The sequence below is a fragment of the Kosakonia sp. genome (assembly GCF_032104925.1).
Classification (GTDB): Bacteria; Pseudomonadota; Gammaproteobacteria; order Enterobacterales; family Enterobacteriaceae; genus Kosakonia.
In genome coordinates, this window is the sequence record NZ_DAMCGF010000005.1 from 36,566 (window position 1) to 50,603 (window position 14,038).

General features: G+C 54.9%; 14 protein-coding genes. 4 read left to right on the forward strand and 10 right to left on the reverse strand.

Translation table 11 applies throughout. From position 1 onward, the window contains the following. The first annotated feature begins 171 nt into the window (after nt 1-171). From nirB to cysG, 4 genes are all read left to right on the forward strand, one after another. Nucleotides 172-2,715, forward strand: coding sequence for a nitrite reductase large subunit NirB (gene nirB, locus RT644_RS11815; RefSeq protein WP_020455529.1), 2,544 nt, complete (start codon nt 172-174; stop codon nt 2,713-2,715). After that, the gene (nirD, locus tag RT644_RS11820) at nt 2,712-3,038 is read left to right on the forward strand and encodes a nitrite reductase small subunit NirD (RefSeq protein ID WP_020455530.1); all 327 of its coding nucleotides are present in this window, start codon (nt 2,712-2,714) and stop codon (nt 3,036-3,038) included. Before nirB ends, nirD begins: the two co-directional genes overlap by 4 nt. A gap of 95 nt (nt 3,039-3,133) precedes the next feature. Next, entirely contained in the window at nt 3,134-3,943 is an 810-nt protein-coding gene (nirC, locus tag RT644_RS11825) for a nitrite transporter NirC (protein ID WP_044489510.1), read from the forward strand. A 17-nt stretch (nt 3,944-3,960) separates the two neighbouring features. Further along, nucleotides 3,961-5,325: a siroheme synthase CysG gene (gene cysG / locus RT644_RS11830; protein ID WP_313626782.1), complete on the forward strand. Its 1,365-nt coding sequence runs from the start codon at nt 3,961-3,963 to the stop codon at nt 5,323-5,325. A 48-nt stretch (nt 5,326-5,373) separates the two neighbouring features. Here the strand turns inward: cysG and trpS are convergent, their stop codons facing one another. The 10 genes from trpS to RT644_RS11880 form a co-directional block, all read right to left on the reverse strand. Beyond that, the gene (trpS, locus tag RT644_RS11835; RefSeq protein ID WP_020455534.1) at nt 5,374-6,378 is read right to left on the reverse strand and encodes a tryptophan--tRNA ligase; all 1,005 of its coding nucleotides are present in this window, start codon (nt 6,376-6,378) and stop codon (nt 5,374-5,376) included. Then, nucleotides 6,371-7,129: a phosphoglycolate phosphatase gene (gene gph, locus RT644_RS11840; RefSeq protein WP_313626783.1), complete on the reverse strand. Its 759-nt coding sequence runs from the start codon at nt 7,127-7,129 to the stop codon at nt 6,371-6,373. Before gph ends, trpS begins: the two co-directional genes overlap by 8 nt. Continuing rightward, nucleotides 7,122-7,799 carry a ribulose-phosphate 3-epimerase gene (rpe, locus tag RT644_RS11845; RefSeq protein ID WP_020455536.1) on the reverse strand — a complete coding sequence of 226 codons (678 nt, stop codon included), beginning with the start codon at nt 7,797-7,799 and terminating at the stop codon, nt 7,122-7,124. Before rpe ends, gph begins: the two co-directional genes overlap by 8 nt. 51 nt (nt 7,800-7,850) lie before the next feature. Then, on the reverse strand, nt 7,851-8,672 hold the full coding sequence (gene dam / locus RT644_RS11850; protein WP_020455537.1) for an adenine-specific DNA-methyltransferase: 822 nt from the start codon (nt 8,670-8,672) through the stop codon (nt 7,851-7,853). Nucleotides 8,673-8,739: 67 nt separating this feature from the next. Further along, nucleotides 8,740-10,041, reverse strand: coding sequence for a cell division protein DamX (damX, locus tag RT644_RS11855; protein ID WP_313626784.1), 1,302 nt, complete (start codon nt 10,039-10,041; stop codon nt 8,740-8,742). 88 nt (nt 10,042-10,129) lie between these two features. Beyond that, a complete protein-coding gene (aroB, locus tag RT644_RS11860) occupies nt 10,130-11,218 on the reverse strand; it encodes a 3-dehydroquinate synthase (protein WP_269232172.1) in 1,089 nt (362 codons plus the stop codon). A gap of 55 nt (nt 11,219-11,273) precedes the next feature. Further along, nucleotides 11,274-11,795: a shikimate kinase AroK gene (gene aroK, locus RT644_RS11865; protein WP_017459852.1), complete on the reverse strand. Its 522-nt coding sequence runs from the start codon at nt 11,793-11,795 to the stop codon at nt 11,274-11,276. 287 nt (nt 11,796-12,082) lie between these two features. Further along, nucleotides 12,083-13,318 (reverse strand): DNA uptake porin HofQ, encoded by a 1,236-nt coding sequence (gene hofQ, locus RT644_RS11870; RefSeq protein WP_071925237.1) that lies wholly within the window; start codon nt 13,316-13,318, stop codon nt 12,083-12,085. Next, nucleotides 13,284-13,631: a HofP DNA utilization family protein gene (locus tag RT644_RS11875; RefSeq protein WP_313626786.1), complete on the reverse strand. Its 348-nt coding sequence runs from the start codon at nt 13,629-13,631 to the stop codon at nt 13,284-13,286. Before RT644_RS11875 ends, hofQ begins: the two co-directional genes overlap by 35 nt. Further along, nucleotides 13,621-13,953, reverse strand: a complete 333-nt coding sequence (locus RT644_RS11880; protein ID WP_313626788.1) for a hypothetical protein — start codon at nt 13,951-13,953, stop codon at nt 13,621-13,623. Before RT644_RS11880 ends, RT644_RS11875 begins: the two co-directional genes overlap by 11 nt. Nucleotides 13,954-14,038: the final 85 nt, after the last annotated feature.

Here is a 14,038-nt window from a genome sequence, read left to right on the forward strand (position 1 = left end):
ACACAAATTCCGCAAACCATAAAAACCAGTGATATCCGCGACTTATAAAAACCAATAAAAATCAAATATCTACCCATTAAGTGGTATGCGAAGGTGTATTTGATGTACATCAATAAGCCGGGTAGCTGAATCGTTAAGGTAGGTGGTAGTAGAAAAGAAATCGAGGCAAAAATGAGCAAAGTCAAACTCGCTATTATCGGTAACGGCATGGTCGGTCACCGTTTTATTGAGGATCTCCTCGATAAAGCCGACGCCAGCCAGTTCGATATTACCGTCTTCTGTGAGGAGCCGCGTAAAGCCTACGACCGCGTCCACCTCTCTTCCTATTTTTCCCACCATACGGCTGAAGAGCTGTCGCTGGTTCGCGAAGGCTTTTACGAGAAACACGGCGTAAAAGTGCTGGTCGGCGAGCGCGCTATCACTATCAACCGTCAGGAAAAAGTGATCCACTCCAGCGCCGGACGCACGGTTTATTACGACAAATTGATCATGGCTACCGGTTCCTATCCGTGGATCCCGCCGATCAAAGGTTCCGAAACACAAGACTGCTTCGTTTATCGCACCATTGAAGATTTGAACGCCATTGAATCCTGCGCCCGTCGCAGCCGCCGCGGCGCGGTCGTCGGGGGCGGTTTGCTCGGTCTGGAAGCGGCCGGAGCGCTGAAAAACTTAGGCGTGGAAACCCACGTCATTGAATTTGCGCCAATGCTGATGGCAGAACAGCTCGACCAGATGGGCGGCGAGCAACTGAAGCGCAAAATTGAAAGCATGGGTGTGCGCGTGCACACCAGCAAAAATACCAAAGAGATTGTGCAGGAAGGCACCGAAGCGCGTAAAACCATGCATTTTGCTGATGGTAGCGCACTGGAAGTCGACTTTATCGTCTTCTCCACCGGTATTCGCCCGCGCGACAAACTGGCGACCCAGTGCGGCCTGGAAGTGGCGCAGCGCGGCGGTATCGTGATCAACGATAGCTGCCAGACCTCGGATCCGAATATCTATGCCATCGGCGAGTGCGCCAGTTGGAACAACCGCGTATACGGTCTGGTCGCGCCAGGTTACAAAATGGCGCAGGTGGCAGTGGATCATATCCTCGGCACCGCCAACGCCTTTGAAGGTGCAGACCTCAGCGCCAAACTGAAACTGCTCGGCGTCGACGTTGGTGGTATCGGCGACGCGCATGGTCGTACGCCAGGCGCACGCAGCTATGTCTATCTCGACGAAAGCAAAGAAGTTTACAAGCGTCTGATTGTCAGCCCGGATAACAAAACCCTGCTCGGCGCGGTACTGGTGGGTGACACCAGTGATTTCGGCAACCTGCTGCAACTGGTGCTGAACGCTATTGAACTGCCGGAAAACCCGGATGCGCTGATCCTGCCGGCCCATGCGGCAGGCGGTAAACCCTCTATCGGCGTGGATAAGCTGCCGGACAGCGCGCAGATCTGCTCCTGCTTCGACGTCACCAAAGGCGACCTGATTGCCGCGATTAACAAAGGCTGTCACACCGTTGCGGCGCTGAAAGCAGAAACCAAAGCCGGTACGGGCTGCGGCGGTTGTATCCCACTGGTAACCCAGGTGCTGAACGCCGAACTGGCGAAACAGGGTATCGAAGTAACCAATAATCTGTGTGAGCACTTTGCTTACTCACGCCAGGAGCTGTACCACCTGATCCGCGTGGAAGGCATCAAATCCTTCGACGAACTGCTGGCAAAATATGGCAAAGGTTATGGTTGCGAAGTGTGTAAACCGACCATCGGTTCACTGCTGGCTTCCTGCTGGAATGAGTACATCCTGAAACCGCAGCACACACCGTTGCAGGATACCAACGACAACTTCCTCGCCAACATCCAGAAAGATGGCACCTATTCCGTGATCCCGCGCTCCGCAGGCGGCGAAATCACCCCGGAAGGGCTGATGGAAGTGGGCCGTATTGCCCGTGAATTCAATCTCTACACCAAAATCACCGGTTCTCAGCGTATTGGCCTGTTTGGCGCGCAAAAAGACGACCTGCCGGAAATCTGGCGTCAGTTGATTAACGCGGGCTTTGAAACCGGGCACGCCTACGCCAAAGCGCTGCGTATGGCGAAAACCTGTGTCGGTTCGACCTGGTGCCGTTACGGTGTGGGTGACAGTGTGGGCTTCGGCGTTGAGCTGGAAAACCGCTACAAAGGGATTCGGACCCCGCACAAAATGAAGTTCGGCGTCTCTGGCTGTACCCGTGAATGTGCCGAAGCACAGGGTAAAGACGTGGGGATCATCGCCACGGAAAAAGGCTGGAACCTGTATGTGTGCGGTAACGGCGGCATGAAACCGCGCCACGCGGACCTGCTGGCGGCGGATCTCGATCGCGAAACCCTGCTGCACTATCTTGACCGCTTTATGATGTTCTACATCCGTACCGCCGACAAACTGACGCGTACCGCCTCCTGGCTCGACAGCATGGAAGGCGGCATCGAATATCTGAAGAGCGTGATTATCGATGACAAACTGGGCTTTGACGCGCAGCTTGAAGAAGAGATGACCCGCCTGCGTGAAGCGGTAGTCTGCGAATGGACTGAAACGGTGAACACGCCTTCTGCGCAGCTTCGCTTCAAACACTTTATCAACAGCGACCGCCGCGATCCGAACGTGCAGGTAGTGCCAGAGCGTCAGCAACATCGCCCGGCAACCCCGTATGAACGAATTCCGGTGGTGTTAGTGGAGGATAACGCATGAGCCAGTGGAACACGGTCTGCAAAATCGACGACATCATCCCGGCGACCGGTGTGTGTGCGTTGGTGAAAGGTCAGCAAGTCGCGATTTTCCGCCCGCGCCATGATGATCAAGTGTATGCCATCAGCAATATCGACCCGTTTTTTGAGTCCAGCGTGCTCTCTCGCGGCCTTATCGCTGAACATCAGGGCGAGTTATGGGTTGCCAGCCCGCTGAAAAAACAGCGCTTCCGCCTGCGCGACGGCGTATGCATGGAAGATGAAAGCCGCTCTGTCGCGCATTTCGATGCGCGCGTGAAAGACGGCGAAGTACAGATTAAAGCGTAATACCCCTGCGGGGGCGCAATGCTCCCGCTGTTTCACTTTTTCGTTTTCATTTTTTCCTTTTAAACATTTTCTTTTAACTTTGGATAATCAACATCATGTTTACCGACACTATTAATAAGTGCGCGGCTAATGCTGCGCGTATCGCTCGCCTCTCTTCACAAAATCCGCTGGGTTTCTGGATAAGCTCTGCCATGGCGGGCGCTTATGTTGGCCTCGGCATCATCCTGATTTTTACCCTTGGTAACCTGCTTGATCCAACATTGCGCCCGCTGGTGATGGGCGCGACGTTCGGTATCGCCTTAACACTGGTGATTATCGCCGGTTCTGAATTGTTTACCGGTCACACCATGTTTCTGACGCTGGGCGTCAAAGCGGGCACCATCAGCCACGGGCAAATGTGGGCTATTTTGCCGCAAACCTGGCTCGGTAATTTGCTCGGCTCAGTGTTCGTCGCGTTACTGTATAGCTGGGGCGGCGGCAGTCTGTTACCGGTGGATACGAGTCTGGTGCATGCGGTAGCGCTGGCGAAAACCAGTGCGCCAGCAACGGTGTTGTTCTTTAAGGGGGCGCTGTGTAACTGGCTGGTGTGCCTGGCTATCTGGATGGCAATCCGTACCGAAGGCGCAGCAAAATTCCTCGCTATCTGGTGGTGTCTGCTGGCGTTTATCGCCTCGGGTTACGAACACTCCATCGCCAATATGACGCTCTTTGCCCTCTCCTGGTTTGGTCATCACAGCGAGGCGTATACCCTCTCTGGTATCGGTCATAACCTGCTGTGGGTAACGCTTGGCAATACTCTCTCTGGTGCGGTATTTATGGGGTTAGGTTACTGGTATGCTACGCCGAAATCTGAGCGTCCTTCTGCGGTCACCCGCGTGGCAAGCCAGGCTACAGCGAATAACTAAAATGTTGAGGTAATGTCGTGGACCATTTGCCAATTTTTTGCCAGCTACGCGATCGCCGGTGCCTGCTTGTCGGTGGAGGCGATGTCGCAGAACGTAAAGCCCGGCTGTTAATGGATGCGGGTGCACGGCTTACCGTTAACGCGCTCACGTTTGTTCCTCAGTTCACCGTCTGGGCCGAAGAAGGCATGCTGACGCTGGTTGAAGGCGAATTTAGCGAAACGCTGTTAGACGCGTGTTGGCTGGCGATTGCCGCAACGGATGACGAAGCGGTTAATCAGCGCGTCAGCGATGCCGCAGAGCAGCGCCGTATCTTCTGTAACGTTGTCGATGCGCCCAAACAGGCGAGCTTTATCATGCCGTCAATCATTGACCGCTCGCCGTTGATGGTGGCGGTCTCTTCTGGCGGCACATCGCCAGTGCTGGCGCGTCTGCTGCGTGAAAAACTCGAATCGCTGTTACCGCAGCATCTGGGCCACGTCGCCCATTACGCAGGCAAACTACGCAGCCGGGTCAAGAAACAGTTCGCCAGCATGAGCGAGCGTCGCCGCTTCTGGGAAAAATTGTTTGTCAACGACCGACTGGCGCAATCCCTGGCGAACCAGGACACCAACGCCGTGGAAAAAATAACCGAACAACTGCTGGCCGAGCCACTGGATAATCGTGGTGAAGTGGTACTGGTTGGCGCGGGGCCTGGCGACGCCGGGCTACTGACCTTAAAAGGTTTGCAGCAGATCCAGCAAGCCGATGTGGTGGTGTATGACCGGCTGGTTTCCGATGAGATCATGAACCTGGTGCGCCGCGACGCTGACCGGGTGTTTGTTGGCAAACGCGCGGGCTATCACTGTGTACCGCAGGAGGAGATCAATCAGATCCTGCTGCGCGAAGCGCAAAGCGGTAAGCGAGTTGTCCGGCTCAAAGGCGGCGACCCGTTTATTTTCGGTCGCGGCGGCGAAGAGCTGGAAACGCTCTGCCACGCGGGTATCCCTTTTTCGGTGGTGCCAGGCATTACGGCGGCATCCGGCTGTTCGGCCTACTCCGGCATTCCGTTAACTCACCGAGATTACGCACAAAGCGTGCGGCTGGTGACGGGGCACCTGAAAACCGGTGGTGAGCTGGACTGGGCCAATCTGGCTGCGGAAAAGCAAACGCTGGTGTTCTATATGGGGCTGAATCAGGCTGCGACGATTCAGGCGCAATTAATAGAGCATGGAATGCAGGCAGATATGCCGGTAGCGCTGGTGGAAAACGGCACCTCGGTACAACAGAAAGTCGTGAGTGGTGATTTGACGCAACTGGGCGAACTGGCACATCAGGTGCAAAGCCCGGCGCTGATCATCGTTGGTCGCGTAGTGGGGCTGCGCGATAAGCTTAAATGGTTTTAAAAACAGAAAAAGGGCAGGTAAACCTGCCCTTTTTAATGGTGTCAACGATTACGGTTTAGCAACGAAACCAATCGCTTCGTAGACTTTCTTCAGGGTTTCCGATGCCCGCGCGCTGGCTTTTTCCGCGCCGTCTTTCATCACCTGTTGCAGGAAGGCTTCATCATTGCGATAGCGATGATAACGCTCTTGCAGCTCGGTCAGCATGCCGGAAACGGCATCCGCCACTTCCCCTTTCAGATGACCATACATTTTGCCTTCAAAGTGCTGTTCCAGCTCGGCAATACTCTGGCCGGTTACGGCAGAGAGAATATCCAGCAGGTTGGAAACACCGGCTTTGTTGGCGATGTCGTAGCGAACCACAGGCGGCTCGTCGGAGTCGGTCACCGCGCGTTTGATTTTTTTCACCACCGATTTCGGATCTTCCAGCAGGCCGATAACGTTGTTGCGGTTATCGTCCGACTTGGACATCTTCTTGGTCGGCTCCAGCAGCGACATCACGCGTGCGCCAGATTTTGGAATAAACGGCTCAGGCACTTTAAAGATATCGCCATAAATCGCGTTAAAACGCTGGGCGATATCGCGGCTCAGTTCCAGATGCTGTTTCTGGTCTTCACCCACCGGCACCTGGTTGGTTTGATACAGCAGAATGTCTGCCGCCATCAGCACCGGGTAATCAAACAGACCGGCGTTAATGTTTTCCGCATAGCGCGCAGATTTGTCTTTGAACTGAGTCATGCGGCTCAGTTCACCGAAATAGGTGTAGCAGTTCAGCGCCCAGCCGAGCTGTGCATGCTCCGGCACATGGGACTGAACGAAGATGGTGCTTTTTTGCGGATCGATGCCGCACGCCAGGTAAAGAGCCAGCGTGTCCAGCGTCGCCTTACGCAGCGCTAGCGGATCCTGGCGCACGGTAATCGCGTGCTGGTCAACGATGCAGTAGATACAGTGATAGTCGTCCTGCATGTTCACCCACTGACGCAGCGCACCCATATAGTTACCAATGGTTAATTCACCTGAGGGCTGTGCGCCACTAAAGACGATGGGCTTAGTCATTTTTCGTTTCCTGATTTTCACTGTGCGAAAGCCCGAGTGCGGGCAGTAAATCTTTGAAGTGATCGAACACGTAGTCCGGCTCACTGGCGGTAATCGCTTCGCCGTAGTTATAACCGTAAGTCATACCGACACAGACGCTTCCAGCCGCTTTTGCCGCCAGGATGTCATTGCGCGAATCACCGACGAAGAGCAATTCATGAGGTTGAATATTGAGCTTTTTGCACACCAGAAGCAACGGTTCCGGGTGCGGCTTTTTGTTTACCACATCATCGCCGCCGATCACAAAGGTGAAATATTGCGCAATACCCAGCGCCTCCAGCAGCGGTGCCACGAACGGCGTCGGCTTATTGGTCACCAGCGCCAGTGGCAAGCCTTTAGCATGCAGAGCTGCCAGTGTTTGTGCCACGTCCGGGAACAGAAAACTGCCCTCTTCCACCGTCTCTTCGTAATAACGGTTGAACAACTTACGCAGCATGCGTATCTGCTCTTCTTGTGGAATGTCGTGACCCACATCCGGCTTACCTTGCGCCGCGCGCTGGCTGGTGCGCTCCTGCCGAGCCCAGTTAAACGCCCGCTCCATCAACACATCCGCGCCGTTACCAATCCAGGTGACAACGCGCGCTTCGCCCGCCTGCGGTAACTCAAGCGCATACAGCGCGCTATCAACAGCAGCGGTCAGACCCGGCGCGCTATCCACCAGCGTACCGTCGAGATCAAAAGCAATACCCTGAATCGACTGCATTTTATTCATGACTTACCTTTGCCAGTTCACTACGCATTTCATCAATAACCTGTTTGTAATCCGGTTTATCGAAAATTGCCGAGCCTGCGACAAACATATCCGCGCCCGCTGCGGCAATTTCACCGATATTGCTCACCTTCACACCTCCGTCGACTTCGAGACGGATATCAAAGCCTGAGGCATCAATGCGACGACGCACTTCACGCAGCTTATCCAGCGTGTGTGGAATGAAAGACTGGCCGCCAAAGCCGGGGTTTACCGACATCAGCAGGATCACGTCCAGTTTATCCATCACGTAGTCCAGGTAGCTGAGCGGTGTTGCCGGGTTAAGCACCAGTCCCGCTTTACAACCGTGTTCTTTGATGAGCTGCAGGGAGCGATCGACGTGTTCGGAGGCTTCGGGATGAAAGGTGATAATGCTTGCGCCAGCGGCGGCGAAGTCCGGGATCAGCCGATCAACCGGTTTCACCATCAGGTGAACATCAATAGGCGCGGTGATGCCATAATTACGCAGCGCTTTGAGCACCATCGGGCCAATGGTCAAATTCGGCACGTAATGGTTATCCATCACGTCGAAATGCACCACATCACCACCTGCAGCCAGTACGGCGGCGGTATCTTCGCCGAGGCGTGCAAAATCAGCCGACAGAATCGAAGGGGCAATCAAATACTGTTTCATCCGCATCTCCTTGAGAAAGTAGGGTTCGGCAGGCAGCGCGGTGAATGCGAATTATCGCGGAGCCGGGCGATAGAGTGCCAGCAGCTCATCCACCTTTTTACGTGTACCACCGTTACTGCTGATACTGCGCCGCACTTTTACCACGTGCAATTTTGCCTGACTGTACCACTCACGCGTTAATAGCGTGTCGTGGTTGGAAATCAATACCGGGATCCGGTTTTGCACCAGGCTTTCGGCAATCGCCGCCAAATGCGCCTGCTGCTCAAGACTGAAACTGTTGGTGTGATACGCCGTAAAATTGGCCGTCGCCGATAGCGGGGCGTAAGGCGGATCGCAGTAGACCACGGAGTTCTCGTCCGCGCGCGCCATGCTATCTGCGTAAGACTCGCAGTAAAAAAAGGCATTCTGCGCTTTTTCGGCGAAGTGATACAACTCCGCTTCCGGGAAATAGGGTTTCTTATAACGCCCGAACGGCACGTTGAATTCACCGCGCAAATTATAGCGGCACAGGCCGTTGTAGCCATGGCGATTGAGGTATAAAAACAGCAGCGCACGCCGGAAAGGATCCTGGCACTGGTTAAACTCTTCGCGTAGCTGATAGTAAACCACGGACTGGTTTGTCGCAGGGGCAAACAACGCCCGCGCCTGGCGCACATACTCGTCAGGCTGGTCTTTAACGATGTTATAGAGGCTAATCAAATCGCTGTTGATATCAGCGAGGATATAGCGGGAGAACGACGTGTTGAGAAACACCGAACCCGCGCCGACGAACGGCTCGATAAGGCATTCACCCTGCGGCAGATGCCTTCCGATATCGTCCAGCAGGGGGTATTTCCCCCCTGCCCATTTCAAAAAAGCGCGATTCTTTTTCATGCTGACTGATTACTTACACTCTCTCCGGCTGTGGAGAAAGCTCCGACAGCATCCTGCGCTTTATACATTACTTCAGATCGGCCTGAACCTGATGTATCGGTTTGGCCCAGGGATTTTTCGCCTGTACGTCTGCCGGCAACGCCGCGACAGCGCGTTTCGCATCGTCTTTAGATGCGTACACACCGCTCACCAGCACGTACCACGGCTGGCCGTTACGCGTTGTCTGGTAAACCACGAAGTTTTTCAGATTCTCTTTCTTCGCCCATGCATTCAGGTTGTTAGAGTTCGAGGAACTGCTCAGCTGCAGCGTGTAGTGGTTACCCGGCGCAGATTTTAACGCTCCAACATTCCCGGTGGCGGCAGCAGCGCTTGCCGCAGGCGCGGCGCTGGCTGCAGGTGCAGTCGCGGCTTTAGCCTGAGTTTGCACTGGTGACGATGTTACCGCAGGCGCTTTTACCGGCGAGGTCGCGGCGGTTTCAGTGCGTTTCGGCGGCTGAGCAACCGGTTTGGATTCGGCTTTCGGTTCTGCTTTCGCCACTGGCTCTTTAGCAACCGCCTTCGGCTCGATCACCATCTGTTTGCGTTCAGCACGCGGCGCAGCGGTATGGCTTTGAGCTGCAGCAGATTGTTGCTGACGCGCAGCAGCGCCATTGCCGTTACGTACCGGCGCAACTGTTGCAGGTTCAGTTGGCAGCGTCGAATTCACCGCGTTATCCATCTGCGACTGATTTTGTGGCTGAGTCAGTGCGTTATTCAGATCGCCCTGCACTTCAACACGCTGCTGGCCCGCAGGCGCGGCAGGAGCTTCAGCTTGTGATGGTGTAGAAGAAATCGGTGGCAGCGAGACATCCTGCTGCGCAGGTGCATTGCCTGAAGTGGGTTGCTGAGCAGGTGCTGGCTGTGCGCCATTTGCCTGATCTGCGGCACCGGTATTGCTGGCGTTGTTATTGCCCGCAGAGAGATCGATGCTTTTCTCCGCCGGTGCGTTTTGTTCATTACTCGTTGTCGGTGCGGGGGATTTCAGCGCGGAACCGATGCCGATGATTAACAGAAGCAGAACCAGAATGCCGACGCCCATCATCACATATTGACGGGAAGCGGGTTTCGCGGCTGCCGCTTTCTTACGTTTACGCGGACGGCGCTCTTCGCGCTCCTCGTCATACGCGTTTTCATCTTCTTCATAGCTCTCTTCTTCACGCTCATCACGCGCCCGGCGGCTGCGAGAAGGGCGGCGTTCGTCCGCATCGACATCAACATCATCAAAGTTGATTTGCGGTTCATCGACACGCTCGGAAGATTGGCGAGAACGACCAGTACGACGATCGCTGGGATCGGGTTTCAGCTCGTCTTCTGGTTTGAATTCATCCATTTAACACCCCACACAAAGGCGTATGCCACATCATGCATCCCGCCCGAAGTTAAACGCCACGCGGTGCGTGACCAGACCTTTCTAATAGTTACGCCTGCTGGCAATCAGCAATAGCGCCAAGTACTACGTCGTGCGGCACTCCGCCGCGAACTTCACTCTTCCCTATTGCCAACGGGAGCACTAAACGCATCTCTCCCGCCAGCACTTTTTTATCGCGCATCATGTGCGGTAAATAAGCCTGCGCAGACATCTCCTGCGGGCCTTGTACCGGCAAACCTGCGCGTTTCAGCAGCGCTTTTATACGCTGCGTATCCGCTTTGCTGAACTGGCCAAGACGTTCAGATGCATGCGCCGCCATCACCATACCTGCCGCGACAGCTTCACCGTGCAACCAGTTCCCGTAGCCCATTTCCGCTTCAATAGCGTGGCCGAAGGTATGCCCCAGATTCAGTAAAGCACGTAAGCCTGTTTCCCGCTCATCAGCAGCAACAACTTCTGCTTTCAGCTCACAACAACGGCGAATACAGTACGCCATCGCCGGACCATCAAGGCGCAGCAACGCATCCATGTTCTGTTCCAGCCAGTCAAAGAACTCGCCGTCGAGAATAATGCCGTATTTGATCACTTCCGCGAGGCCGGACGATAATTCGCGGGCAGGAAGCGTAGCCAGACAATCAAGATCGACAACCACCGACGCAGGCTGATAAAACGCGCCGATCATGTTTTTGCCGAGGGGGTGGTTCACCGCTGTTTTGCCGCCAACAGAGGAATCAACCTGAGAAAGGAGCGTGGTCGGCACCTGAATAAAGCGCACACCGCGCTGATAGCTGGCGGCCGCGAAGCCGGTCAAATCGCCCACCACTCCACCGCCCAGCGCGACCAGTGTGGTATCGCGCCCATGGGGTTTTTGCAACAATGCGGTAAAGACCGTGTCCATCACCGCAAGGCTTTTGTACTGCTCGCCATCCGGCAGAATCACGCTATCCACTTTCACGCCAGCCTGTTCAAGAACATGGCGGACTTTATCAAGATAGAGCGGAGCCAGTGTTTCATTGGTGACCAGCATAACCTGATCACCAGACTTCAGGGGCGAGAAGGAAGCTGGATCGTTAAACAGACCAGCCGCGATGGTGATAGGGTAACTACGTTCCCCGAGAGTGACTGTGATCCTCTCCATGACGCGACATCCACCTTAGTTGCTTAAACCCGCAGGCGTGTGAATTAAGCCAGAATTAGTTGCTTTCCAGCATATGAATAATCTGGTTTGCCACCACTTTAGCACTCTGATCGTCGGTGCGAATGGTCACGTCGGCAATCTCTTCATACAACGGATTACGTTCGTCGGCCAACGCTTCCAGTACTTCGCGCGGCGGTGTATCCACCTGCAGAAGCGGGCGTTTTTTGTCACGTTGAGTGCGAGCTAATTGCTTTTCGATAGTGGTTTCCAGGTAAACCACTACGCCACGGGCGGAGAGACGATTACGGGTCTCGCGAGACTTCACAGAGCCACCGCCGGTCGCCAGTACGATGCCCTGTTTTTCCGTCAGCTCATTGATGATTTTTTCTTCGCGATCGCGGAAGCCTTCTTCACCTTCAACATCGAAGACCCAGCCCACATCAGCTCCGGTTCGTTTCTCAATCTCTTGATCAGAATCGTAAAATTCCATATTGAGTTGTTGAGCTAACTGACGCCCAATAGTGCTTTTGCCGGCACCCATAGGCCCAACCAGAAAGATATTGCGTTTCTCTGCCATTTTTTCGGTACTACTAAGACTATTCGTTGATGATAAACCCGCTTCGCAAAGACTCGGCGTAGCAGGACATGAACTGAAACCTCATATGCGATAGTGCGAGAGTCAGATCGAAAATTATCTCAGTACTCCGGCTTGTTTGGCAACTGAATAAACACGCAATCCTTCATGCTGCTCATTGTTCGACGGAGACCACTGACGCTCAAATCGGTACTCCTTGTAAGCTAAATCATGTCTCACGTCAAACACATGAACCAAGTTCCATTGAAAAAGGGGGAGTTACGGCAGATTTAATGTACCGCCGCCAACCTGGGCGTAATAAACACCACCAGCTCGCGCCGCTCATTATCTTTGGCGTCCTGGCGAAATAACCTGCCGATACCTGGAATTGAGCCTAAACCAGGAACCTGCGCCCTGTCGGCGGAGTTCTTTTGTGAGAAGATCCCACCAAGCGCCAGCGTATCGCCGCTTTTAACCTCTACCTGCGTTTCAATTTCCTGCTTGTCAATCGCCATCGCCTCGCCCCCTGCTTGCTGTAGCACCTGGCCTGGCATATTTTGGCTAATGCGCAGCTTCAGCCGCACACGGTTATCGGGCAGCACCGTCGGTGTAACTTCCATCCCCAGCACCGCCTCTTTAAATTCTACCGCCGTGCTACCGCTATCGCCGCTGGCAACCTGATAAGGTATTTCGCTCCCCTGCTTAATACTCGCCGGCTGGCGGTGAGAAGCCAACAAGCGTGGGCTGGCGATAATTTCAAGCTGCTGTTTTTGCTCAAGGGCTGACAACTCCAGCTCCAGCAGTTGGGCGTTGATACTGCCGATATTAAAGCTGACGCGCGTACTGGCATCCGGAACCGAGAGATCGGCAGAAACACCGCTAAGTCGCCCACGCGCTGCGGGTTTATCCTGCGCCAGTCCCCATTTCACCCCCAACTCGCGTAGGCTTTTTTCATTGATGGTGACGATATAAGCCGCCAGCTCTACCTGCTCGACCGGTAGATCCATCTGCGTGACCCATTTTTCCAGTGCGGCGAGCCCTTCTTTATTATCACGCACCAGTAACCGGTTAAGCCGCACATCAACCGTCATCGCCCCTTGTGGGCTGAGCAGTTTTTCTCCGGCTTTTGCCAGCTCTACCGCGTCGGCATAGCGCAACACAAAACTGCGTGTTTGCAAGGGTATGTTCTGCTTGCGCTGGCGCTGAGCCGCCTCCTGCTCCGCCTGCTTTTGCTGCCGCCATGCCGTCGTATGAACCTGCCAGATGTTGCCCTGCTGGTGTAACGTTAATCCGGCACTGGCGGCAACGGTTTGGAGCGCCTGCTGCCAGGGGACCTCTTTGAGATTCAGCGACACCGTGCCGCTGACCTCAGGTGAAATCACCATGTTCTGCTTCTCCAGCGCAACCAGCGCCTGCAATACCTGGGTGACAGGCACGTCGTCGACGGTCATTGTGACGACACGTGATGTCTGCGCGCCGGCAAGCGGCAAGCTAAAGAGCATCGCGCTCGCTATCCATTTTCGCATGTTGAGTTCCTTCTCGTTGCCAGCGCCATTGCGCTGGTGTGCACTCTTCGCCAATCTCAATCAGCATTTCGTCCTGGTGAATGGCGACAACGCGCCATCCGGTGGGCAGCGTTTCGCCGACAATAAGGCGATACCAGCGCCCGGCGGCATCACGCACGATCCCTATCGGTTGATCCCCCGCCACCGCGCCGTGAAAATGCCAGTTGCTGAGCTGGGCAGTTCGGCAGATATCCTGCGGTGGCTGGAAAGGGTCGCGCATGCCGCACAGAAACAGGCTGAGCAGCGCGGCCAGTAACAGACGACTAATTCGCATTGTCCTGCTCCACTCGCAACGTAAAATTCAGCGCGCCTTCACCGGCCATTAATGAAAACGCAGGAACCAGCATGCCGCTCGCCGTTAGCAGTGAAAACGTCTCAACCACGCCTTCCCAGCCGGTCGCAAGCACTAACTCTCCACCACCCTGAGCAGGCTGCCAGCGGGCAAGCTGGCGCCCCTGCGACTGAAAATCCAGCGGGCTAAATGCCCGACGTTGCGGCAAGATCACGGATTCTGACGGCGGCACCAGCGCATGTAACTTTTGCCACTGCGCGCGCAGCTTCATGTTTTGTTGCTGTTGTTGATCAACCAGCCGCATTTGCGTCTCTTTGACTGGACTTATCGCCAGCCACCATAAAAGTGCCAGCGCGCAAAGTGAGCTGAGTAGCCAACAAAGCACCCGC

What these genes read in the sequence shown, in the direction of transcription:
- hofQ (WP_071925237.1), bottom strand. Translation starts at nt 13,318, where the DNA reads ATGCGAAAATGGATAGCGAGCGCGATGCTCTTTAGCTTGCCGCTTGCC.
- trpS (WP_020455534.1), bottom strand. Translation starts at nt 6,378, where the DNA reads ATGACTAAGCCCATCGTCTTTAGTGGCGCACAGCCCTCAGGTGAATTA.
- dam (WP_020455537.1), bottom strand. Translation starts at nt 8,672, where the DNA reads ATGAAAAAGAATCGCGCTTTTTTGAAATGGGCAGGGGGGAAATACCCC.
- RT644_RS11875 (WP_313626786.1), bottom strand. Translation starts at nt 13,631, where the DNA reads ATGCGAATTAGTCGTCTGTTACTGGCCGCGCTGCTCAGCCTGTTTCTG.
- damX (WP_313626784.1), bottom strand. Translation starts at nt 10,041, where the DNA reads ATGGATGAATTCAAACCAGAAGACGAGCTGAAACCCGATCCCAGCGAT.
- aroK (WP_017459852.1), bottom strand. Translation starts at nt 11,795, where the DNA reads ATGGCAGAGAAACGCAATATCTTTCTGGTTGGGCCTATGGGTGCCGGC.
- nirD (WP_020455530.1), top strand. Translation starts at nt 2,712, where the DNA reads ATGAGCCAGTGGAACACGGTCTGCAAAATCGACGACATCATCCCGGCG.
- rpe (WP_020455536.1), bottom strand. Translation starts at nt 7,799, where the DNA reads ATGAAACAGTATTTGATTGCCCCTTCGATTCTGTCGGCTGATTTTGCA.
- nirC (WP_044489510.1), top strand. Translation starts at nt 3,134, where the DNA reads ATGTTTACCGACACTATTAATAAGTGCGCGGCTAATGCTGCGCGTATC.
- gph (WP_313626783.1), bottom strand. Translation starts at nt 7,129, where the DNA reads ATGAATAAAATGCAGTCGATTCAGGGTATTGCTTTTGATCTCGACGGT.
- aroB (WP_269232172.1), bottom strand. Translation starts at nt 11,218, where the DNA reads ATGGAGAGGATCACAGTCACTCTCGGGGAACGTAGTTACCCTATCACC.
- RT644_RS11880 (WP_313626788.1), bottom strand. Translation starts at nt 13,953, where the DNA reads ATGCGGCTGGTTGATCAACAACAGCAACAAAACATGAAGCTGCGCGCG.
- nirB (WP_020455529.1), top strand. Translation starts at nt 172, where the DNA reads ATGAGCAAAGTCAAACTCGCTATTATCGGTAACGGCATGGTCGGTCAC.